The organism is Sphaerisporangium dianthi (assembly GCF_042654065.1).
Lineage (GTDB): Bacteria > Actinomycetota > Actinomycetes > Streptosporangiales > Streptosporangiaceae > Sphaerisporangium > Sphaerisporangium dianthi.
Genome location: NZ_JBHSFP010000012.1, coordinates 206,498 through 230,229 on the forward strand (window position 1 = coordinate 206,498; position 23,732 = coordinate 230,229).

General features: G+C 72.3%; 15 protein-coding genes. 11 read left to right on the top strand and 4 right to left on the bottom strand.

Going from position 1 to position 23,732, the window contains the following annotated elements; all coding sequences use genetic code 11:
• The first annotated feature begins 2 nt into the window (after positions 1-2).
• Positions 3-1,628, top strand: a complete 1,626-nt coding sequence (locus ACFO60_RS19700; protein WP_380841954.1) for an NAD(P)-binding protein — start codon at positions 3-5, stop codon at positions 1,626-1,628.
• Between the two features lie 354 nt (positions 1,629-1,982).
• On the top strand, positions 1,983-3,194 hold the full coding sequence (locus ACFO60_RS19705; protein ID WP_380841955.1) for a right-handed parallel beta-helix repeat-containing protein: 1,212 nt from the start codon (positions 1,983-1,985) through the stop codon (positions 3,192-3,194).
• Positions 3,195-3,244: 50 nt separating this feature from the next.
• Here the strand turns inward: ACFO60_RS19705 and ACFO60_RS19710 are convergent, their stop codons facing one another.
• Together ACFO60_RS19710 and ACFO60_RS19715 are read right to left on the bottom strand one after the other, a co-directional pair.
• Positions 3,245-4,036, bottom strand: coding sequence for an SDR family NAD(P)-dependent oxidoreductase (locus ACFO60_RS19710; RefSeq protein ID WP_380841956.1), 792 nt, complete (start codon positions 4,034-4,036; stop codon positions 3,245-3,247).
• A gap of 48 nt (positions 4,037-4,084) precedes the next feature.
• Positions 4,085-4,975: an NAD(P)-dependent oxidoreductase gene (locus tag ACFO60_RS19715; protein ID WP_380841957.1), complete on the bottom strand. Its 891-nt coding sequence runs from the start codon at positions 4,973-4,975 to the stop codon at positions 4,085-4,087.
• A gap of 287 nt (positions 4,976-5,262) precedes the next feature.
• Here ACFO60_RS19715 and ACFO60_RS19720 point away from each other — a divergent pair, with 287 nt between their 5' ends.
• Positions 5,263-5,910, top strand: coding sequence for an SgcJ/EcaC family oxidoreductase (locus ACFO60_RS19720; RefSeq protein WP_380841959.1), 648 nt, complete (start codon positions 5,263-5,265; stop codon positions 5,908-5,910).
• Here the strand turns inward: ACFO60_RS19720 and ACFO60_RS19725 are convergent.
• Entirely contained in the window at positions 5,897-6,616 is a 720-nt protein-coding gene (locus ACFO60_RS19725) for a hypothetical protein (protein WP_380841961.1), read from the bottom strand. The genes ACFO60_RS19720 and ACFO60_RS19725 overlap by 14 nt on opposite strands.
• Before the next feature lie 154 nt (positions 6,617-6,770).
• Positions 6,771-7,979 (bottom strand): MFS transporter, encoded by a 1,209-nt coding sequence (locus ACFO60_RS19730; RefSeq protein WP_380841964.1) that lies wholly within the window; start codon positions 7,977-7,979, stop codon positions 6,771-6,773.
• A 291-nt stretch (positions 7,980-8,270) separates the two neighbouring features.
• Between ACFO60_RS19730 and mftA the strand changes: the two genes are divergently transcribed.
• The 8 genes from mftA to ACFO60_RS19770 all read left to right on the top strand — a co-directional run.
• Positions 8,271-8,366, top strand: a complete 96-nt coding sequence (gene mftA, locus ACFO60_RS19735; RefSeq protein ID WP_380841966.1) for a mycofactocin precursor MftA — start codon at positions 8,271-8,273, stop codon at positions 8,364-8,366.
• A gap of 13 nt (positions 8,367-8,379) precedes the next feature.
• On the top strand, positions 8,380-8,643 hold the full coding sequence (mftB, locus tag ACFO60_RS19740; protein ID WP_380841968.1) for a mycofactocin biosynthesis chaperone MftB: 264 nt from the start codon (positions 8,380-8,382) through the stop codon (positions 8,641-8,643).
• A gap of 48 nt (positions 8,644-8,691) precedes the next feature.
• Entirely contained in the window at positions 8,692-9,897 is a 1,206-nt protein-coding gene (gene mftC, locus ACFO60_RS19745) for a mycofactocin radical SAM maturase (protein WP_380841970.1), read from the top strand.
• A 1,220-nt stretch (positions 9,898-11,117) separates the two neighbouring features.
• On the top strand, positions 11,118-13,904 hold the full coding sequence (locus ACFO60_RS19750; protein ID WP_380841972.1) for an ATP-binding protein: 2,787 nt from the start codon (positions 11,118-11,120) through the stop codon (positions 13,902-13,904).
• 330 nt (positions 13,905-14,234) lie between these two features.
• Positions 14,235-15,812 (top strand): acyl-CoA carboxylase subunit beta, encoded by a 1,578-nt coding sequence (locus ACFO60_RS19755; RefSeq protein WP_380841974.1) that lies wholly within the window; start codon positions 14,235-14,237, stop codon positions 15,810-15,812.
• A 9-nt stretch (positions 15,813-15,821) separates the two neighbouring features.
• The gene (locus ACFO60_RS19760; RefSeq protein WP_380841976.1) at positions 15,822-16,025 is read left to right on the top strand and encodes an acyl-CoA carboxylase epsilon subunit; all 204 of its coding nucleotides are present in this window, start codon (positions 15,822-15,824) and stop codon (positions 16,023-16,025) included.
• Between the two features lie 28 nt (positions 16,026-16,053).
• A complete protein-coding gene (locus ACFO60_RS19765) occupies positions 16,054-16,806 on the top strand; it encodes a thioesterase II family protein (RefSeq protein WP_380841978.1) in 753 nt (250 codons plus the stop codon).
• Positions 16,807-16,944: 138 nt separating this feature from the next.
• On the top strand, positions 16,945-23,732 hold a 6,788-nt coding region (locus ACFO60_RS19770; protein ID WP_380841980.1), incomplete at its 3' end, for an SDR family NAD(P)-dependent oxidoreductase.

Sequence of the window (23,732 nt, forward strand, 5' to 3'; positions counted from 1 at the left end):
ACATGGACAAGCCGTTCGCGATCACGCTCGACGTCGGATCGAGCCTCGCCAACAAGACCGGCGCGTGGCGGACCGAACGGCCCGTCTACGTGGACCGCCTGCCCCCGTGCAACCAGGCGTGCCCGGCGGGGGAGGACGTCCAGCAGTGGCTGTACCGGGCCGAGGACGGCTCCTACGAGGCCGCCTGGCGCAAGATCATGGAGGACAACCCGTTCCCGGCCGTCATGGGGAGGGTCTGCTACCACCCCTGCCAGACCGAGTGCAACCGCGGGCAGCTCGACGAGGCCGTCGGCATCAACGCGGTCGAGGCCTTCCTGGGGGACGAGGCCATCCGCAGCGGCTGGACGGTCGCGGTCGAGGCCCCGCCGTCCGGCAAGCGGGTCCTGGTGGTCGGCGCCGGGCCGTCCGGGCTGTCGGCCGCCTACCATCTGGCGCGCCTCGGGCACGCCGTCACCGTCATGGACGCCGGCGACGCCGCAGGCGGCATGATGCGCTACGGCATCCCGCGTTACCGCCTGCCACGCGAGGTGCTCGACGCCGAGATCCGGCGCATCACCGGCATGGGCGTCGAGGTCGAGCTCGGCCGCACGGTGACCGACCTGCCCGCGGCCATGCGCGAGGGCGGCTTCGACGCCGCCTTCCTCGCCGTCGGCGCCCACATCGGCCGGCGGGCCTACATCCCCGCCGGCGACACCGCCCGCGTCCTGGACGCGGTGACGATGCTGCGCGGCATGGAGGGCGAGGGGCCGCCGCTGCTCGGCCGGCGCGTCGTCGTCTACGGCGGCGGCGACACCGCGATGGACGCCGCCCGCACCGCCCGCCGGCTCGGCGCGACCGACGCGGTCGTCGTCTACCGGCGCATCCGCGAGCGCATGCCCGCGCACGCCTTCGAGGTCGAGGAGGCCGTCGAGGAAGGTGTGAGGATGAAGTGGCTGTCCACCATCGCCCGCGCCGACGGCGAGCGCGTCATCGTCGAGAAGATGCGCCTGGACGAAGCCGGCTTCCCCCAGCCGACCGGGGAGCTGGAGGAACTGGAGGCCGACACGGTCGTGCTCGCGCTCGGCCAGCTGCCGGACCTGTCCCTGCTGCGCGGCCTGCCCGGCGTCGAGGTGGCGGACGACGTGGTGAAGATCGGCGAGGACTTCGCGACCGGGTGCCCGGGGGTGTTCGCCGGTGGTGACATGGTGCACTCCGAGCGCACCGTCACCGTCGCCGTCGGCCACGGCAAGAAGGCCGCCCGCCACATCGACGGCTACCTGCGCGGCACCGCCTACCGGCCCGCGCCGCGCCACGCGCCCGCCACCTTCAACGTGCTCAACACCTGGTACTACAGCGACGCCCCGGCGACCGTGCGCCCACGGCTCGACCTCGCCCGGCGCACCTCCACCTTCGACGAGGTGCAAGGCGCACTGGACGAGTCGACCGCGCTGTTCGAGGCGCGGCGCTGCCTGTCCTGCGGCAACTGCTTCGAGTGCGACAACTGCTATGGCGTGTGCCCCGACAACGCGGTCATCAAGCTCGGGCCGGGGGAGCGGTTCGAGATCGACTACGACTACTGCAAGGGCTGCGGCCTGTGCGCCGCCGAATGCCCCTGCGGAGCCATCACCATGACCCCCGAGACCGGCTGACGGGCCGGGCCGCCCGCACGCGAGACGCCAAGCCGTGCGGGCCGGCCGCCGAGGGCGGCCGCGACGTGATCGTCTCCGCACTCGGCGTGCTCGGCATCACCGCGCCGGCACGCCCATCGCATCGCCGCGCCGGGTCACAACAAAAGATCACAAGATGATCCCTGAAGCTGTCATGATGTGGCCGGACCACGGGGGAGGCGGAGATACGGGGAAGCCTCATCGCCGCACGCCCCCGCGAACCTCCATAGGACTTCAAAGGGGACAGAAGTGTCGAAAATCCCTGCACGGCTCCGTTCGGCGGCCCGCTTACCATTCCGGTCGGCGACCGGCTCTCCGCTCCTCACCGCCCGCCGCATGCGCGCCCGTCCGCTGGCGGGCGGCATCGCGCTGGCGCTGGCCGCCACCGCCGTCGCGGTGGCCCTGCCCATCGCTCCCGCGTCGGCCGCCCGCATCGACGTGACCTGCGACAACACGGCGGGCGACGCCGCCACCATGCAGACGGCCATCGACGCCTCCCGCGAGGGCGACGAGGTCGTCTTCAAGGGTCCGTGCCTGATCAACGCCACGATCACCCTCCGGGACCGCCGCACCTACCGCGGCGACGGCAAGGCGGGCACGGTCATCAAGCAGGCGGACGGCGCGAACCTGCCCGCCATGCTCGCCTCGGAGTCGTGGGTCGACGACGCCGAGTACAGCTCGGACACGGTGCGGGTCGAACGGCTCACGCTCGACGGCAACCGGGACACCAACACCGGGACCGTCGGCCTCATGCTGCGGTCGTGGAACGCCAGGATCTACGACGTGGACATCTACGGCGCCCCCTCCGACGGCATCCGCATCAGCAACCCGTCCAAGAACGGCACCCTGCTGCAGAACAGCATGGTGAACAGCATCATCAGCGACGCCGACATCGAAGGGTCGGGCGGCTCGGGCCTGCGGGTGGTGGACCCGGGCAACTCCGTCACCGACTGGACCTTCCAGCGCTCCTGGATCGGCTTCAGCGACGGGAGCGCCATCGAGTCCGACAACGCGGCCGGGTGGACCTTCAGCGACCTGCACCTGTACGCCACCCCCAAGCACGCGATCGACGCCCACCGCTGCTTCGGCACCTCGATCCAGAACAACTACATCGAGGACTTCGGCACGGAGGGGACGGCGAACCAGACCTACTACGGCGTCCGCTGCGACCTGCAGGGCGAGGCCGCCACCACCATCACCGGCAACCGCATCCACCGGTTCCTGCCGCCGCCGGACGTCCTGGCCACCTACAGCAAGGCGCGCAAGCTCGGCATCGGGCCCTTCCCGCGCGCCCGTCAGCTGACCGGCCCGCTGCCCCGTGACGCCAAGTTCGTCTACCTGGCGCTCGACGAGGTCAACTACGGCACCGGGCACGCCGCGGTGACCGGCAACACCATTCTCGGCCAGGGCACCAAGCGCGAGACGGGCATGCTGTTCAAGAAGGGCCAGGGCGAGGGCATGTCCATCGTCACCAGCGGGAACCTGGTCGACAACATCGACGACCCGCGCGTCACCGGCCCCGGGGTGCGGCTCTCACGCGGCTACTGACCCCCCGCCGTCGCCGGCCCCCCGCCGAGGCGGAGGGCCGGCGACGGCGTTCACCACGGGATCGGGCCGTCGGCGCCGAAGCAGCCGCCCGTGGGGCCGTCGGGGCCCAGCGTGGCCAGCCGCACGGCGACCTCGGCGCCGTCGGCCGCGGTGCGCGCGAGGCCGCGCAGGGCCGGTGCGAAGGCCGTCGCGCACGGCCCCGGGTCCGCCGCGTTCACCAGCACCCCGTGCGCGCGCAGCGCGTTGGCGTACTGCACGGTCAGCGCGTTGACCGCCGTCTTGGACGGCGCGTACGCCGCCGTGGGCGGCCTGCGGGCGAACGGTCCCGCAGGGTCGCTCATCAGCGCCAGCGAGCCGAGACCGCTGGTCAGGTTCACGACGCGCCCCGCCGCCGAGCGCGTCAGCAGCGGGATCATCGCGGAGGTCACGGCGATCACGCCGAAGACGTTGGTCTCGAAGACCTCCCTGATGGCGTCGAGATCGGCGTCGCAGGGATCCTGTCCCGGCAGGTCGCCCAGGATGCCGGCGTTGTTGACCAGGACGTCGAGCACGCCGAACTGCTCGGCGGCGTACTTGGTGGCGGCGTCGATCGAGGCGCGGTCGGTCACGTCCAGCGTGAGCGCGCGCACGTCCGCGCCCGTCGCCGACCGCAGCGCGGCGGCGGCCTCCTCTCCCCGGCGCGGGTCGCGGGCGCCGAGCAGCACGGTCATGCCGAGCCCGGCCAGCTGGGCGGCGATCTCGCGGCCGATGCCCTGGTTGGCGCCGGTCACCAGCGCGACCAGCGGACGGGCGCCGTTCGCGGGCGCGAGGCCGTTCGTGGTCATGGGGCTGTTCGCGGTCATGGGCGGGCACCGCCTCGCCCGCGTGCCGGCCGTGCGCGGCCGGCCATGTCAGGCATCGCCCGCGGCGGAGCGGCCGTCACGGTGCTCGGCGCGGAGCACCTCGACGACGGCGGCGATGTCGGCGCCGCTGCCGCAGTGCTCCGCGGCCTGCTCGTACCGGCGCCCGACCAGCCGCGCGATCGGCAGCGACAGCCCGTGCGCGTCCGCGGTGTCGACCAGGTGCCGCACGTCCTTGGCGCCGAGCCGGGTGGAGAACCAGCCCTGGTGGTCTCCGCCGATGATGTCGTCGAGGCGGTTGCGGATGCCGATCGGCACGGTCGGCCACTGGTCCAGCACCTCGCGCAGGAGCTTGATGTCCAGCTCCGCGGCCTCCGCGGTCGCGACCACCTCGGCGACCATGGCGATCTCGGCCATCAGCAGGTAGTTGTTGAGCAGTTTGAACGTCGTCGCGCTGCCGGGGTCCTCCCCGCAGAACCAGTGGACGTTGAACAGGCGGACCCAGAGGGGCTCCAGCCGGTCGACCAGGCGGCGCTCGCCGCCCAGCAGGCCCGAGGCCATGCCGTCGAGAACGGTCTTCGGCGCGGCGATGATCGGCGCGGCCACGAAGCGGTGCCCGGGGGCCATGTCCGCGAGCCGGCGCGAGGTCCGCGGCGAGACGGTGCTCATGTCGACCACGACCTGCGAGTCGGGAGCGGACCGCTGTTCGGTGATCCGCTCCATGACGTCGAGGACGGCCCGGTCGTCGGCGAGCGACATGATCACTGTGTCGGCGTCCCGCGCGGCCTCCGCGGCGGAGGACGCCTCCACCGCCCCGGCCGCGACCACCTCCCCGGCCTTGCCCGGCGTCCGATTCCAGACGCTGAGCCGATGCCCCTGAGCGGTCAGCCGACCGGCCACCGCGCGCCCCATGTTGCCCATTCCAAGGACAGCTATCTGCATATGTCATCCCCCCTGTCGCCATTGTCGTGCTCTTTCCGTCGGCCACGGTGCAGGCTCGCTGGAGAAAAGGCGGAGATGGAAGTCTGCTGGGGGAGGTGCGATGCAATGTGCCGGCTGACCAGCAAGTATGGTTCGCTCTGCTTTATCGGTTATTGTGCGCTAGGTGATGGTTATATCGGGATCATACGCCCGAATTGAGTCGCATAGCGGGACACGCGGGCGCATGGCCGGACCGGCGGGCGAACCGCATATATGTTGGCTCGGAGAGCGGATGAACGGGGGCATGAATGGAAATCCGTCGGCGCAGGACGATGAACAGCGGTCTGATGCTCGTCGGGGGCGCGGTCATGGCGCTGTCGTGCGCGCTGCCGCCCGCGGCGGCGGCGACGTCCCACGGGCCGGGGGGCTCCGATCCCGACCTCGCCGTGTTGAGCGACATCTGGCGGCGGCAGGCCGAGGCGTGGGTACGGGGGGACGCCACCGCCTACGCCGCGGTGTACACCCCGGACGCCGATCTGGTGAACATCAAGGGCGAGCACCTGCACGGGCGTGCGGTGATCGCCGCCCGCCTCAAGCACTACTTCGGCAACCAGCTCAAGGACACCCGGTTGCTGCGGCTGACCGAGAAGATCCGCATGGTGTCGCCCCTGACCGCGGTCATCATCAGGAAGGACTGCGTGCTGTACGCCGCCGAGACGGACTGCCGCCCGGCCAACCTCTCCATCAACAGCAGCGTCGTCGTCAAGCGCGGCGGCCACTGGTTCATCGAGTCGTTCCACAACACGCTGGTCAACCAGCAGGACGAGCGCCAGCGCCCGTTCCGCACGGCCGCCGCCCCCGTCGCCACGGCCGGCCCCGCCGCCACGGCCGGCCCCGGCGTCCAGTCCGCTCCTGAACCGCCGTCCCCCGCGCAACGCCGGCTCAGGAGCCGGTGATCCGGCGGATCATCTCGACGGCATCGCCGACGCCGAAGAAGGCGATGCCCGAGGCGAACCCCACGAGGATGGAGAACGCGCACCCCTGGCCGCCGGCCATCCGCGAGGACGCGGGCCGGTCCTCGGCGATCGCCCGCCACAGCGGCCGGGGTTCGAGCGCCACGAACATGATCGCCCCGACCTGGCCGACGGTGAAGACCCAGAACCACGCCCAGCGGTTGCCGAGCCGAGGCCGCGGCGTGCCGAGCATGACGAGGAAGGTCAGGACCCAGGCGGCGCCCGGCAGCCACCCCCCGTACGGGACCGGGATGTCGAATGGCCAGCGGGGGATGAGGTTGTTCCGGCGGGCGGTGGTGTCGCGCCAATCGATCGGAGGGAGCACGCGCACGGCACCGAGATCCTTCCGCAACTCGGCCTGCGCATAGCCGTCACCGGGAAGGCTCAGGCCCGCCCGATGCCAGGCGAGCGCCCCGGTCGACCACCGCAGGTCGCGGAGGGCCCCCTCGGATTCCTCCACGATGGCGTAGGTGACCTCACCCGTCCGCAGCGCCGCCCGGAACTCCGCGGTGGGGCGGATCGGTGGATCGACGGTCAGCGCGGACATCAGCACATCCCACAACATCACCACGAGCAGCAGCACCCGCCCCCACAACAGTGCCGCCGCGAACAGCCCACGCAGGACAGGTCTCTCCCGATGCGTATCCACCACTCTCCCCGTCGTGGACGCCCCCTGGTTTCGCCACTCTGCTGTCATCCCGCAAAGAAGGCAATAGCCGGCGCCGCACCGGTTGGGAGCCCGGCCCGGCGAAGGCGAGTGGTCACGAGGGCTGAGCGGTAAGGCGTTGGCGACGGCCAGGGCCTTAAGGGGGATGACCGGTGGCCGATGGGGCGGGCGGCTCGGGCGAGCACGACTCGGGCCGGACGCCAGGAGACGGACGTGCGGGACGACGTGCGGGACGACGAGCGGGCAGGAGCAGGGGAACGAGGAGGAAGGCCGCGCCGGCGGTGAGGAACGCCGCCGACCCCGACGTGCCCGCGATGCCCTCGGCCAGCACGACCACGCCCGGCAGGACGGGCTGGGCGACGCCCCACGACAACCCGAGGAAGGCGAACCATCGGGGGCGCTCGGCCTCGGGCGCCGCGTCGGCGACCAGCGACATCCACCGGCCCAGCAGCACGCCGTTGACGGCCGTCCACGCCAGATAGGCCCCGATGATGAGCACGAGGCCCTGCGCGCTGGCCATCGCCACGGCCAGCACGCCGAGCGCGACGGCGCCCGCGGCCAGAACCGCCGCGTGCGGACGCGCGGCCAGCGGCCGCCGCGTCGCCCACAGGGCCACCGGCGCCAGCAGGGCGGCGCCGGCCAGCACGAGGCCGGGAAGCCACGCGGGGGCGCCGCGTCGCAGCAGCGTCAGCGGCAGGAACATCACCACCGCCAGGTAGCCGACCGCGAACGCGGTGCCGGCGAGCGTGAACCGCACCAGCACCGCCGGCGGCCGCCATCGCCCTCTGCGGGGGGACGGCGGCGCGAGGCGGTCGCGCGGCAGGAACGCCAGCGCCAGGGCGGAGGCGCCCAGGCAGGTGAGGGCGTCGACGACCACCAGCCACCGCACTCCGAGGGGGAGGAGCACCGCGGCGATCAGCCCGGCCACCGCGCCCGCCGCCACCAGAGCGTTGCCCAGCAGCCCGTACATCTCTTGGCGGCGGCCTCCTTCGGTGACCGCCGCCACCAGCTCTTGGCTCGCCGGCTCGTAGATCTCGAAGGCGAGGCCCACCAGGGCGACGGCGACCAGCACCTGGCCGGGGGTGCGCGCGAACGCCAGGATCAGCAACGACAGCCCCGTCGCGCCCAGGCCGGCGGACACGGTGAGCCCTGGCGGCAGCCGGTCGAGCAACAGGGCACCGCCCCAGCGGGAGAGCAGCGCCGCGACCCCGAAGATCGCCAGCGCGGCCGGCGCGAGGTCGGGGCCGGCGAGGACCGCGAGGAAGGCGAGCGCGTACGCCCCGAGCTGGTTGAGCACCCGCACCCACAGCAGTGCCTTGGCCGCTCCCTGCAGCGCAGCGAACACCCCTTACCTCCGTCGTGACCGGCGAGCCCCCGCACCCCCGGCGAGCAGGCGGGCGCCATCCTGGCAGCCGGCACCGACAATCCGGCGCCCTGATCCCTTCCGTCCCCGGCGCGGAGGGCGTGCGGGGATGGCGGGAGGCAGGTGGACGCACGTCCATTACAGGGGGGTGGCCACCCAGGTTAGGGGCCCGTAAACGCGCGGGCCGTCTCTTTCCGCCGGAGATCGGCTCGATTAGCGTCATGCCGGTCACCGCACAAGACCGTTCATCTATCTCGCAAGGGCAGGTATCCCATGTTCGAGACGGAAAACGCCGCAGCCGACTCTGAGGTCGAGGACGAGCTCCTCATCGAAGAGATCTCGATCGACGGCATGTGCGGCGTCTACTGACAGGAGGGACGCGGTGTTCGACCCTGATCGGCCGTACCGCTGCTCGCCGCAGGTCGCGTTGCGTCCCGAGCCCTTCGGCGCGCTCGCCTACCACTTCGGCACCCGCCGGCTGTCGTTCCTGAAGACCCCCGCGCTGGTCGAGGTGGTGCGCGGGCTTGAAACGTGCGAGAACGTGCACACCGCTCTGCGGGACGCGGGCGTGCCGGCCGAACAGCTCCCGGCCTACCTGAAGGCCCTGGCCGGGCTGGCCGAGGCCGGAACCATCGAATCACGCTGATCCCTCGAAACGCTGGTCACCGAACCGAGATCGTGGGGAGAACACGGCATGAAGCTGGTCGACCACTTCCAGTCGGGGCTGGCAGCCCCGATCTGTCTCACCTGGGAGCTCACCTACGGCTGCAACCTGTCGTGCGTGCACTGCCTGTCGTCGTCGGGAAGGCGCGACCCCCGGGAGCTGGACACCGACGAGTGCAGAGCGGTCATCGACGAGCTGCAGCGGATGCAGGTGTTCTACGTCAACATCGGCGGCGGAGAACCGACGATCCGGCCGGACTTCTGGGAACTGGTGGATTACGCCACCGCGCACCAGGTGGGGGTGAAGTTCTCCACCAACGGTGTCCGGCTCACCGCGGACCGCGCGCGGCGGCTGGCGGCCAACGACTACGTGGACGTGCAGATCTCGCTCGACGGCGCGACCGCCGAGGTGAACGACGCCGTGCGCGGCGCCGGCTCCTTCGCCATCGCCACCACGGCGATGCGCAACCTGGCCGACGCCGGCTTCGCCAACTTCAAGATCAGCGTCGTCTTCACCCGGCACAACGCCGGTCAGCTCGACGACTTCGCCGCCATGGCCGCCGAGTACGGCGCGCAGCTGCGGATCACGCGTCTGCGTCCGTCCGGGCGTGGCGCGGACGCCTGGCACGACCTCCATCCGACCGGGCGCCAGCAGCGCGAGCTCTACGACTGGCTGCTGGCCAACGGGGACAAGGTGCTGACGGGCGATTCCTTCTTCCACCTCAACGCGCTGGGCTCGACGCCGCTCCCTGGACTGAACATGTGCGGAGCCGGCCGCGTGGTCTGCCTGATCGACCCGGTCGGCGACGTGTACGCGTGCCCGTTCGCCATCCATGAACGGTTCCGCGCCGGCAACGTGCGCTCGCCGGGCGGCTTCACGGGGGTGTGGCGGGACTCCGAGCTGTTCGCCGAGCTGCGCGCGCCGCAGAGCGGTGGCGCGTGTTCCGCATGCTCGGCCTACGACTCCTGCCGAGGCGGATGCATGGCCGCGAAGTTCTTCACCGGCCTGCCGATGGACGGCCCCGACCCCGAATGCGTGCGGGGGAACGGCGACCTCGCTCTCGCGTCCGTCGACGCCGCCGCGGTGCCCCGGCCGGGGGCCGACCACTCCCGCCGCCCCCGGCGGGCCGGAGCCGGCGAACCGGTCATGGTCGCGATCGAGCCCAGAGAGCGGACCCGGGCCCGTGCCGATCGCGCCTGCGACACCAGCCCGCTCGCCGGGTTCCGGCCCGCCTGACGACCGGGCGCCGCGCGTGCGGCGGATCCGCCCGTCGGCCCAAGGGGCACCCGGCTGATCTTCTTCGGCGGAGGACGGGCGGCGGGCCCGCCTGCCGGCCCGGCCGCCGTTCCCCGGCGGACGCCGAGCCGCGCGTGCCACGGGGTGAAAGCACGATCCGGGCCGAGCGACCACCGCCGGCCGGTGCGCCGGCGTGGTCCGTGCGCCACCGTGGTGGCGGCCGGTCGCTGTGCGCGGGGGCGGGATGACCGGGCGCGCGGGAGTGATCGCCGGAGTATCCGCGGCGGCTGACGGGCGTGCGGGGAACAACTGACGCAGCGTCGCGCCGGCGTCCGGAAGGGCGCAGCTGCCGCGTGGTTTCCGGAGCGTGGGCCGAGTACGCGGCCTGCCACGGTGCGTGCGCGCGGAAAGCGCGCGACGGGCACGGCGAGGTCTCGCGAAAGGACGCTGTGAACGGCGTCGCGAATGGGCGCCGCCCAAGGGGCCGGGAAGGCGTCGCGGACGCGTCGTGACGGCCACCGGAGGTCCTCGTGCGGCCGTCCCCCGCTTCCTGGCCTGGCCAGGGCGCCGGACGACGGAAAGCATGAATGAAAAACGAACGGCCGGCGACGGGCGGAAGAATGCCGGCGCGATCGGGCGGCGAGCCCCTACCTCGGCGGCCCTAGGGGCGCGTAAAGATCTTGTTCAATTGCACTCCAGCCGAAAAATTGGTTTTTCCGAATGTCCCGAATTAGTGTTTCGCGGGTGTTTCCTGTGCGGCATCCAGAGGCGATTGGGTCCTCACTTGATAACTCTGTGTGGCGGTCGCGGCCGCGGCCGGGCGCCTGCCGGGGAACGAAGTAAGGACGCGGGCGCGAGGATTATCGCCGACGGCCCTCGTCGTCGCCGGCCGTCGCCGGATGCTGGCTGTGAGCGACGATATGGCCTGTGACCTGCGAATAAGAGCAGCCAAGCCTCCGGCGGCCGCAGAACGCGCCCCCGCCGGCGACCGAGTCCGGTCCAAGACTTCTTGCTGTGGAACGCACCAGGAGTACGTGAGTCTCTTGCCTTGCTAAAGCGCCATGTTTATCGTTAGCAATAACTAGACGGATGTGCGTACACGAGGTCTAGGCGCCAGTGTGACCGTCCAACTCCTCGTCCCGACGGTCGACAGATCGAAGCACGCGCCGAGCCTTTGGTGTCAGCATGCCGCAGGAAAGTTGCCGAGTCTGGGGGCTACCATGCTCGTCGAACGGAGCGTTGAGGAATACTTACTCGACGGGGTAATTGAGGACTGCGCCGAAGGTGGGGCGCAGGTCGTCCTGATCGGAGGCGGCCTCGCCAGCGGGAAGACCGCGCTGCTACGCGCGTTCTGGGAACGCGCGTGCGACAAGGGGGCGCTGCTCCTCAGCGCCACGGGGTCGCGCGCGGAACGCACCTTGCGCATGGGCGTGCTCGGGCAGCTGGTCAGGAGCGAGGCCGTCCCGGCCGAGCTGGCCGCCCTGGCGGCGGAACTGGCCTCGGGTGAGATCGACGCCCATGGCAGGGACGACGGCGATTCGGTCGTCTTCACGCCCGCCGCCGCCGCCTTCGCGCGCCGGGTCTGCGAAATGGTGCTCGAACTGGCCAGGGAGCGGCCGGTCGTGATCGCGGTGGACGACGTCCACTTCGCCGACGGCCCATCCCTCCAGGTGCTGCTCTACCTGATCCGCCGCATGCGGCGGTCCCAGGTGTGCCTGGTGCTCACCGAGTGGGCGCAGCCCTACCCGACCCGTCCCTGGTTCCGGGGAGAACTCACCCGGCACCCCTACCGCCAGATCCGCCTGGCGCCGCTCTCCCACAGGGGCGTCACGGAGCTGGTCACCTCGGAGCTCGGCCAGTCCGGCGCGGCCGGCCTGACACCCGCGTTCCACGCGGTGACCGGCGGGAACCCGCTGCTGGTCCGAGCGCTGGCGGCCGACCAGCTCTCTCCCGCGGCACGTCCGATCAACATGGCCGGAGAGCTTCTGGTGAGCTCCGCCTTCGTGCAGGCCGTGCTCGACTGCCTGCACCGGTGGGAGCCGAGCCTGCTGGAGGTGGCCCGCGGCGCCGCGCTGCTCGGCGAGGACATCACGTCGAGCCTGATCGGGCACCTGACCGGAATGGAGCTGGACTCCGTCACGCAGGTCCTCGACGTCCTCACCGAGGCGGGACTGCTCGTCGGAGGACGGTTCCGTCACCCGTCCGCCGAGGCCGCCGTCCTGGACGGCATCCCCCCGCGCGAGCGCGCGGCGATGCACCTGCGGGCGGCCGAGATGCTCTACCAGCGCGGCATGGCCTCGGCGAGGATCGCCCGGCACATCGTCGCCGCCGACCAGGTCGCCCGGCCGTGGGCGATCAAAGTGCTGCGCGACGCCGCGGAGCAGGCGTTCGCCATCGACGACGTGGAGTTCGCCGGACGCTGCCTGAAGCTCGCGCTCAGGGGCGGCCCGGACGAGCGCGAGCGCGCGCTGATCACAATGGCGCTCGCCACGGTCGAGTGGCGGGACAACCCGTCCGCGGCGGCGCGGTGGCTCACGCCGCTGCGGGAGGCGCTGTTCGACCGCGTCCTCACCGGCAGGGACGCGGCGGCGGTGATCAGGTGCCTGCTGTGGCAGGGCGACCTGGAAGGGGCCGCCAAGGCCCTGGCGGTGCTGGTCGACTCCAACGACCCGGCCGACGCGCAGATCGTCGCCGAGCTGCAGCTCACCTACCACCTCATCTACGGGACGCGCCAGGGCCCGGCGTTCAGGGAGACGGCGTGGACGGCCTGCGGCGGCGCCGTCCCGGGCAACGGCAACCCGTGGACCCGGACGGTGGCGACGCTGACGACGATGCTGCACCGCGGCGTGCGCGACGACGTCGTCAGCAGCGCGCGGCACCTCCTGCAGAGCTCGCCCCTGAGCGACGCGACGCTGGAGATCGTCATGACCGCGCTGCTCGCCCTGACGTACGTGGACGAGCTCGACAGCGCCACCACCTGGTGCGACATGCTGCTCGACGAGGCCATGCGGCGGCGCGCCGTCACCTGGCAGGCGCTGCTCGGAAGCGTCAGCGCGGAGATCGCGCTCCGGCGGGGCCAGCTGGAGTCGGCGGAGGAGAAGGCGCGTTCCGCGCTGGACCTGCTGCCCGCGCAGAGCTGGGGGATCCTCATCGGCTACCCCCTGTCCACGCTGCTGCTGGCCACCACGGGCATGGGCCGGCACGACCAGGCCGCGAGCATCATGCAGTGCGTCGTCCCGCAGTCGATGTTCGATACGGTCATCGGCGCGCGGTACCTGCACGCCCGCGGCCACCATTTCCTGGAGACCGACCGGGTGCTCGCCGCGTTCAGCGACTTCCACCGCTGCGGCGACCTGATGCGCGAGTTCGACCTCGACACTCCCGCGCTGGTGCCGTGGCGCAGCGACCTGGCGATGGTGCACCTGCGCCTGGACCAGTGCCAGACGGCGAGGGCCCTGCTGTCCGAGCAACTGGAACGGCTCGGCGGCATCAGCCGGCACATCAAGGGGATCACCCTGCGGGTGATGGCCGCGAGCAGCGACCTGCAGCAGCGGCCCGCGCTGCTCAGGGACGCCATCGACAACCTGCAGCGCTCCGGCGACCGGCTGGAGCTGGCACGCGCCCTCGCCCTGCTCAGCGAGGTCTACCACGAGATCGGGGAGTTCGGCCCGGCCCGCGTCATGGCCTACCGGGCGAGCCGGGAGGCCAAGGCCTGCGGCGTGGACATGGAGATCCCGCTCCTGGCGGGGGCCCGCGGCCACGAACAGGTGGACCCGGAACCCGAGCAGGGCGAGTCGGTGCTCAGCGAGGCCGAACGCCGGGTCGCCTCGCTGGCCGCGCTCGGGCACACCAACCGGGAGATCAGCCAGCGGCTGTACATCACGCCGAGCACGGTCGAGCAGCACCTCACCCGGGTGTACCGCAAGCTCAACGTGGCCGGCCGCAAGGACCTGCCCGCGGAGCTGTCGCCGAATGGCGTCGCGCCGCTGGGCGCCGCCTCCGGCTGACCCGCCAGACAGGAACACAGCCTTATCCGTCGCCGCCCGAAGCCGGGCGGCGACATTTCTGGGACCGCATTCTTTTCAGCTCGCCCATCGACGAATCCCGAACCCCGTGATTTCCCTCGCGCCGTGACTTTGCGCGCTCAAAATCGCGCCCGGCGCGAGGGTGCGGGATAGGGGGGAACAATTAGGGGACGCCGGTATCGGTTAAGGGGATCGAGCGGCTGGTGCATCCCATCGTCGCCCCGTTTAGATGAATGTCGATCGGCCGATTCCGCGGCCGTATCCGGATAATCGGATGGGTGGCGTATGACTGTCACTTACAACCATGTCGCGGTGGACGAGGAAAGCCTGTCCTCGCGCCACGACGCGAGAGCGCGCGTGGCCGAGCTGCACGCGCTCAAGCACGACGTGTCGCAAGGACTGTCGCCCCGCGCGACGCAACAGCAGCACGCCAAGGGGAAGCGGACCGTCCGCGAGCGGCTGGACCTGCTGTTCGACCAGGGCACCTTCCGCGAGATCGAGCAACTGCGCCGGCACCGTGCCACCGGCTTCGGCCTGGAGGACCGGCGCCCGCACACCGACGGCGTGGTGACGGGCTGGGGCAAGGTGATGGGCCGCACGGTCTTCGTCTACGCCCACGACTTCCGCATCTTCGGCGGGTCGCTCGGCGAGGCGCACGCCGAGAAGATCCACAAGGTGATGGACCTGGCGGAGTCCGCCGGCGCGCCGCTGGTGAGCCTCAGCGACGGCGCGGGCGCCCGGATCCAGGAAGGCGTCACCGCGCTGGCGGGCTACGGCGGGATCTTCCGCCGCAACGTCAAGGCGTCCGGCGTCATCCCGCAGATCAGCGTCATGCTGGGACCGTGCGCGGGCGGCGCCACCTACTCTCCGGCGCTCACCGACTTCGTCTTCATGGTGCGCGACACCTCCCAGATGTACATCACCGGACCCGACGTGGTGCACGCGGTGACCGGCGAGAAGGTGACGCACGACCAGCTCGGCGGCGCCGAGGTGCACACGACGATCTCCGGCGCGGGGACGTTCCTGTACGACGACGAGGCCGAGTGCCTGGAAGACGTCCGGCACCTGCTGGCGATGCTGCCGGCCAACAACCGGGAGCTGCCGCCGGTCGTCGTGACCGGAGACCCGCCCGACCGGCGCAACGAGGCACTGCTGGACCTGGTGCCCGCCGACCCCAACCACGCCTACGACATGCGGTCGGTCATCGAGGAGATCGTCGACGACGGTGACCTGTTCGAGGTGCACGCGCTGTGGGCCACGAACATCATCTGCGGGTTCGCCCGGCTCGACGGGCACGTGGTGGGCATCGTGGCCAACCAGCCGGCGTCGCTCGCCGGCGTGCTGGACATCCACGCCTCCGAGAAGGCGGCCCGGTTCGTGCAGCTCTGCGACGCCTTCAGCATCCCGCTGGTCACGCTCGTCGACGTGCCGGGGTTCCTTCCCGGCCGCGACCAGGAGCACAACGGCATCATCCGGCACGGCGCGAAGCTGCTCTACGCCTACTGCGCGGCGACGGTCCCGCGCATCCAGCTGATCCTCCGCAAGGCCTATGGCGGGGCCTACATCGTGATGGACTCCCGGTCGATCGGCGCGGACCTGTCCTTCGCCTGGCCGACGAACGAGATCGCGGTGATGGGCGCCGAGAGCGCGGCGAACGTGGTGTTCCGCCGGGAGATCGCCGCCTCCCCCGACCCCGCCGTGGCGCGGGCTCACCGGATCAAGCAGTACCAGCAGGAACTGATGCATCCCTACTACGCGGCCGAGCGCGGCCTGGTCGACGACGTCATCGACCCCGCTGCCACCCGCCCCGTCCTGATCGACGCGCTGGCGATGCTGCGCGGCAAGCACGCTCCGCTGCCGTCGCGCAAGCACGGCAACCCGCCGATCTAGGTCCCGTCGATGGACGACGCGAACGCCGCCCCGTTCTTCCGCGTCCTGCGGGGCAGCCCGGACGAGGTCGAGATCGCCGCCCTGGTGGTGGCCCTGCTCGCCGTCTCCCGCGCCGGAGCCGCCACCGGCGGCCAAGCCCGGCGCATCTCGCGATGGCGGCCGGAGAACGACTACCACGCGCCAGGGGCCTGGACATCCGGCCGGCGCGACTGACAGCCCGAGAATGGAGAGTCGAGCGGACATGACTGGCACATCCATAGAGACCGGCGCGTGGGTCCGCCGGTTCCACCCGTCGCCCCAGGCGGAGACCCGCCTGATCTGCTTCCCGCACGCGGGCGGGTCGGCCTCGTACTACTTCCCGGTGTCCCGCGCGCTCGCCCCCGCCGTCGAAGTGCTCGCCATCCAGTACCCCGGCAGGCAGGACCGCCGCACGGAACGCTGCGTCGCCGACGTCCGCGAACTGGCCGACCTCGTCGTCGCCGAGCTCCGGGCATGGACGGACCGGCCGATGACGCTGTTCGGGCACAGCCTGGGCGCCACGCTGGCCTTCGAGGTCGCGCTGCGGCTGGAGGCCGAGGACGTCACACCGCTCGGCCTGTTCGCCTCCGGCCGCAGGGCGCCGTCATGCCACCGCGAGGAGTACGTGCACCTGTCGGACGACGAGGGCCTGATAGGGACGCTGAAGCGGATGAGCGGCACCGACTCCCAGATGCTCGCGGACGAGGAGATGCTGCGGATGATCCTGCCCGCCGTGCGCAGCGACTACAAGGCCGCCGAGACCTACCGGTACCGGCCCGGGCCAGGGCTGCGCTGCCCGATCACGGCGCTCACCGGCGACGACGACCCTGAGGTGACCATCGACGAGGCCCGCCGGTGGGGCGAGCACACCACCGGCCGGTTCACCCTGAAGATATTCCCCGGCGGGCACTTCTACCTCAACGAGCACGCCGCCTCGGTAATACAGGGGATCAGCGAGCACATCGCCGCACGATAAACGTGTTAGGGGGTATCGGGGGGATCTTAGGGGCTTGGCTCCCCACCCCGGCCTCACTAGATTTCAAATCGATTTTCGCGTACTCCGCGCGGCTTCGGCGCCACGCATATATTGCGTACGTATTAAGGGGTGCCCTCGGTGAACGACGAGGAAAAGCTTCTCGAATACCTGAGGCGGGCGACCGCCGAACTGCGCGACACCCGCCGGCGGCTCGAAGAAGCCGAGACCGCGCGGATTCCCGGCACGGCGGAAACCGAACCGATCGCCATCGTCGGAATGGCGTGCAGATATCCCGGCGGGGCGACCTCGCCTGAGGAACTGTGGCGCCTGCTCCTCGCGGAGACCGACGCGATCGGGAGCTTCCCCGCCGACCGCGGCTGGGACGTCGACGACGTCTACGACCCCGAGCCCGGCGCACCCGGCAAGACCTACGTCCGCGAAGGCGCCTTCCTGTACGACGCGGCGGAGTTCGACCCCGCCTTCTTCGGCATCTCGCCCCGCGAGGCCGTCACGATGGACCCCCAGCAGCGGCTGCTGCTGGAAACCTCGTGGGAGGTCTTCGAGCGGGCCGGCATCGACCCCGCCACCCTGAAGGGCAGCCCGACCGGGGTGTTCACCGGGATGATGTACCACGACTACGCCGAGAACCACAGCACCGGCTCGGTCGCCTCCGGGCGGGTGTCCTACGTGTTCGGCCTCGAAGGGCCCTGTGTCACCGTCGACACGGCGTGCTCGTCGTCCCTGGTCGCCCTGCACCTCGCCGTGCAGTCCCTGCGCACGGGGGAGTGCTCGCTCGCCCTGGCCGGCGGCGTCGCCGTCATGGCGACCACCGACACCTTCATCGAGTTCAGCAAGCAGCGCGCGGTCTCCTTCGACGGCCGCTGCAAGTCGTTCGCCGCGGCGGCCGACGGGACCGGCTGGGGCGAAGGCGCCGCGGTGCTGCTCGTCGAGCGGCTCTCCGACGCCCGGCGCAACGGCCACCCCGTCCTCGCCGTGATCCGGGCCAGCGCCACCAACCAGGACGGCGCGAGCAGCGGGCTCACCGCGCCGAACGGCCCCTCCCAGCAGAGGCTCATCCGCGCGGCGCTCGCCGGCGCCGGCCTCACCGCGGCCGACGTGGACGCGGTCGAGGCGCACGGGACGGGCACCCGGCTCGGCGACCCGATCGAGGCGCAGGCGCTGCTGCTCACCTACGGCCGCGACCGGCCGGCGGACCGGCCGCTGTGGCTCGGCTCGCTCAAGTCCAACATCGGGCACACGCAGGCGGCGGCCGGCATCGGCGGCGTCATCAAGATGGTGATGGCCATCCGGAACGCGATCCTGCCCAAGACGCTGCACGTGGACGAGCCGACGCCGAACGTGGACTGGACGGCCGGGAACGTGCGGCTGCTGACCGAGAGCCGCGCATGGCCGGAGACCGGCCGCGAGCGACGGGCCGGGGTGTCCTCGTTCGGCGTCAGCGGGACCAACGTGCACGTGATCCTCGAACAGGCCGCGGACGACGACGCCTCCTCCGGCGCCCGCGTCACCTCAGGCGCGGGCGCCGGTTCCGGCGGCAAGGCCCCGTCAGGCGAGGAGACCGAACCGGGCGCGGCCGGCCGCGACGGCGAGCACGTCCCCTCCGTCCCCGCCGTGACGCCGTGGGTCCTGTCGGCGAAGACGGCCGACGGGCTCCGTGCGCAGGCCCGACGCCTGCGCACCCACCTCGGCGACCGGCCGGACTCCGACGCCCGGGACGTCGGCCTGTCACTGGTCACGACGCGGGCCGCGCTGGAGCACCGCGCGGTGGTGCTCGGGACCGACCGCGACGGCCTGCTGTCCGGCCTGGACCTGCTCGCCGGGCAGGGCGCCGGCGTCACCGGCACCGTGACCGGGCCGGCCCGGACCGTGTTCGTGTTCCCCGGCCAGGGCTCGCAGTGGGCGGGCATGGCCGTGGAACTGCTCGACTCCTCCCCGGTCTTCGCCGAGTGGATCGCGAAGTGCGCGGCGGCGCTGCGGCCGCTCGTGCCGTGGGACCTGCCGGCCGTGCTGCGCCGGGAGCCCGGCGCGCCCACCCTGGACGCCGTCGACGTCGTCCAGCCCGTGCTCTGGGCCGTGATGGTCTCGCTCGCCGAGCTGTGGCGCTCCCACGGCGTGCGGCCGGCCGCCGTCGTCGGCCATTCCCAGGGCGAGATCGCCGCCGCCTGCGTCGCGGGCGCGCTGTCACTGGAGGACGGCGCCCGCGTGGTGGCCCTGCGCAGCCGGATCATCGCCGTCGAGCTGGCCGGCAAGGGCGGCATGATGTCGGTGCCGCTGCCGGCCGAGCAGGCGCTGGAGATGATGCGGCCGTGGGGCGAGCGGCTGAACCTGGCCGCGGTCAACGGCGCCCGGTCGGTGGTCGTCTGCGGCGAGACCGGCGCGCTGGACGAGCTGTACACCCAGATGACCGGCGACGGGCTGCGCCCCCGCAAGATCACCGTGGACTACGCCTCGCACTCGCCGTACGTCGAGGTCATCCGCGAGCAGCTGCTGTCGGTCCTCGCCCCGGTGAGCCCGCGCGAGTCCACGGTCGCGTTCTACTCCACGCTGACCGGCGGGCTGCTGGACACCACCGAGATGACCGCGGACTACTGGTACGCCAACCTCCGCCACACCGTCCGCTTCGAGGAGGCGACCCGCGCCCTCCTCGACGACGGCGCGCGGGTGTTCGTCGAATGCAGCCCGCACCCCGTGCTGCGCGTGGGCCTGCAGGAGACCCTGGAAGCCACCGGCGCGACCGCCGCGCTCGTCGGATCACTGCGCCGCGACGACGGAGGCATGCACCGCTTCGCCACCTCGCTCGCCGAAGCCTACGTCCAGGGCGCCACCGTGGACTGGGCCGCCTTCTACGCGGGCACCGGCGCCCGCGTGGCCGACCTGCCCACCTACGCCTTCCAGCGGCAGCGCTACTGGCTCGACGCCCCGGCACGCGCCGACGTGTCCGCCCTCGGGCAGATCCCCATCGAGCACCCGCTGCTCGGCGCGGCGGTCGCCCTCGCCCAGGACGGCGAATACGTGTTCACCAGCCGGCTGTCCCGGCGATCCCACCCCTGGCTCGCGGACCACGACGTGCTGGGCGCCGTGCTGCTCCCCGGCACCGCGTTCGTCGAGCTGGCCGTCCGCGCGGGCGAGGAGGCCGGATGCGACCTGCTCGAGGAGCTGATCCTGCACGCCCCCCTGCCCCTGCCCGCGGAGGGCGGCGTCCAGGTACAGGTCATCGTCGGCGCGAGCGACGAGTCAGGCGCGCGCCCGGTGTCCGTTCACTCCCGCGCCGACGCCGAGGACCGTCCGTGGGTGCGCAACGCGAGCGGCAGGCTGGCCGCCGGGGCGCCTCCCGCCTCCTTCGACCTGGCCGAATGGCCGCCGCGGGACGCCGTCGGGCTGGACGTGGACGGCGCCTACGACGCCCTGCTCGGCCGCGGCTACGCCTACGGCCCGGTGTTCCAGGGCCTCACGGCGGCGTGGCGGCGCGGCGGCGAACTGTACGCCGAGATCGCGCTGCCCGAGCAGGCGCACGCCGAGGCCGGCCGGTTCGGGCTGCACCCCGCGCTCCTGGACGCGGCGATGCACGTGGGACTGGTCGCCGGCCAGGAGGACGGCGGGCAGGAGACCCTGCTCCCGTACATCTGGAACGGGGTCTCCCTGCACGCCGCCGGCGCCACGGCCCTGCGGGTGCGCATCGCCTCCGACCCCGGCGACGCGACCGCCATCGCGGTGGCCGACCAGTCGGGCGCGCCGGTCATGTCGATCGCGTCACTGACGGCCAGACCCGTCTCCGCCGAACAGCTCGACGCCGCCCAGGCCGGGCCGTCGCCGTACCGGCTGGAGTGGACGGCCCTGCCGGCCGCCGCAGCGGACGCGCCCGCCCTCCCCGACCTGGAGGAGGCCCGCGCGGCCATCGACGCCGGCGCGGCCCCGCCCCCGGCCGTCCTGACGACCTGCCTCGCGGAGGACGGGCCCGACGTCCTCGCCGGCGTGCGATCGACCGCCAACCGGGTCCTGTCCACCATGCGGGAATGGCTGGCCGACGAGAGGTTCGCATCCTCCCGCCTGGTGCTCGTGACCAGGAACGCCGTGCCCGGCGGCCCGGACGCGGGCGGCCCGCCCCAGCTGACCGCCGCCCCGGTGTGGGGCCTGGTCCGCGCGGCGCTCGCGGAGAACCCCGGCCGGTTCGCCGTCGTCGACCTCGACGACCACCCCGACTCGGCGCGGGCCCTGGACGCCGCGGCCGGCTCCGGAGAACCCGAGATCGCGATCCGGGAAGGCAGGGTCCTGGCGCCCCGCCTGGCCCAGGACACCTCCGAGACCCTCGCGCCCGCCATCGACCCGGACGGCACCGTGCTGGTCACCGGCGGCACGGGCGGCCTCGGCGCCCTCGTCGCGCGGCGCCTCGCCGCCCGCCACGGCGTCCGGCGGCTGGTACTGCTGAGCCGGCGCGGCCCCGGCGCCCCGGGCTCCGCCGAACTGGTCGAGGAACTGGCCGCGCTCGGCGCGGAGGCCGTAGTGGCCGCCTGCGACGTGTCGGACCGGGACGCACTGGCCCGCGTGCTGGACGCCATCCCCGCCGAGCACCCGCTGACCGGCGTCGTGCACACCGCCGGCGTGCTCGACGACGCCCTGCTGGCCGCGCAGACGCCCGAACGCCTCGACGGCTCGCTCCGCCCGAAGGCCGACGCCGCCTGGCACCTGCACGAGCTGACGGCGGGCGCCGACCTCTCGTTCTTCGTGATGTTCTCCTCCATCGCCGCCACCCTCGGCGCCCCCGGCCAGGCGAACTACGCCGCGGCCAACGCCTTCCTGGACGCGCTCGCCGCGCACCGGCGGGCGTCCGGCCTGGCGGGCACTTCACTGGCCTGGGGCCTTTGGGAAGGCGCCGGCATGGGCGAGTCGCTGGACGAGTCGCACACCGCGCGGCTGCGCCGCCGCGGCTACCCGCCGCTGACGATAGACGACGGCCTCGCCCTGTTCGACGCCGCGCTCGCCTCCGGCCGCGCCTGCCTCGCCCTGATGCGGCTCGACCTCGCCACGCTGCGAGCCCAGGCCGCCGACGTGCAGCCGATGCTGCGCGGCCTCGTGCGCGTCCCCCCGCGCCAGAGCGCCCGCGGCGCGGCACCCCAGCGGTCGCTCGCGGACCGGCTGGCCCGCATGCCGCAGGCCGAGCGCGAGACGACGCTGCTCGACCTCGTCCGCACCCGGGTGGCCGGCGTGCTCGGCCACCCCGCCAAGGAGTCCGTCGACCCCGAGCGCGCGTTCAAGGAGCTCGGATTCGACTCGCTGCTCTCCCTCGAACTGCGCAACCAGCTCAACGCCGCGACCGGCCTGCGGCTGCCCGCGACGCTCGTCTTCGACCACCCGACGGCCAAGGCGGTCGCCCTGTACCTCGTCTCCGCGCTCGTGGGCGCCGCGGCCGACGTCCCCGCCGTGGCCGCGGTCACGGCGGCGAACGGGTCCGGCGACGACCCCATCGCGATCGTCGCCATGGCGTGCCGCTTCCCCGGCGGGGTGACCGGCCCGGACGAGCTGTGGCGCATGCTCGCCGACGGCAAGGACGCGATCACCGCCTTCCCCGCCGACCGCGGCTGGGACCTCGACGACCTGTACGACCCGGCGCCGGGCCGTCCAGGCAAGTGCTACACCCGCAACGGCGGCTTCCTGCACGACGCGGCCTCGTTCGACCCCGGGTTCTTCGGGATCAGCCCCAACGAGGCGCTCCTCATGGACCCGCAGCAGCGGCTGCTGCTGGAGGCGTCATGGGAGCTGTTCGAGCGGGCCGGCATCGACCCGGCGACGCTGAAGGGCAGCCCGACCGGCGTGTTCGCCGGAGTGATGTACCACGACTACGCCCTCAACAGCGCGACGGGGTCGATCGCCTCCGGCCGCCTGTCCTACAACTACGGGCTGGAGGGTCCCGCCATCACGGTGGACACCGCGTGCTCGTCGTCGCTGGTGGCCCTGCACCTGGCCGTGCGGGCGCTGCGGTCGGGCGAGTGCACGCTGGCCCTGGCCGGCGGCGCCACCGTCATGGCGACCCCGGAGACGCTCATCGACTTCAGCCTTCAGCAGGGGCTCTCCGCGGACGGCCGCTGCAAGTCGTTCTCGGAGGCGGCCGACGGCACCGGCTTCTCCGAGGGGGCCGGGCTGCTGCTGCTGGAGCGGTTGCCGGACGCGCGGCGTAACGGGCATCCGGTGCTGGCGGTGGTGCGCGGGTCGGCGGTGAACCAGGACGGCGCGTCCAACGGGCTCACGGCGCCGAACGGTCCGTCGCAGCAGCGGGTGATCCGTCAGGCGCTCGCCGACGCGGGGCTGTCGGCCTCGGACGTGGACGCGGTGGAGGCGCATGGGACCGGGACGACGCTGGGTGATCCGATCGAGGCGCAGGCGTTGCTGGCGACCTATGGGCAGGATCGTGATCGTCCGTTGTGGTTGGGGTCGATCAAGTCGAATATCGGTCATACGCAGGCTGCTGCGGGTGTGGCCGGTGTGATCAAGATGGTGCAGGCGATGCGCCATGGGGTGATGCCTCAGACGTTGCATGTGGATGAGCCGAGTCGGCAGGTGGATTGGTCGGCGGGTGCGGTGGAGTTGCTGGCCGAGGCGCGGGAGTGGCCGCGGAACGGGCATCCGCGGCGGGCGGGGGTGTCGTCGTTCGGTATCAGTGGCACCAACGCGCATGTGATCGTCGAGCAGGCGCCGGAGGCGGAGGTTCCTGCCGCTCAGGAACCGGCTGCCGAGCCGCCTTCTGCGGGGTCACGGGGTACCGAGTCGCCGTCCGCCGAGTCGCCGTCCGCCGAGCCTTCGTCCGCCGAGCCTTCGTCCGCCGAGCCTTCGTCTGCCGAGACGTCGTGGCCTGTTGAGACGCCTGTTGAGACGCCGGTTGTGGGTTCGGGGGTGTTGGGGTGGGTGCTTTC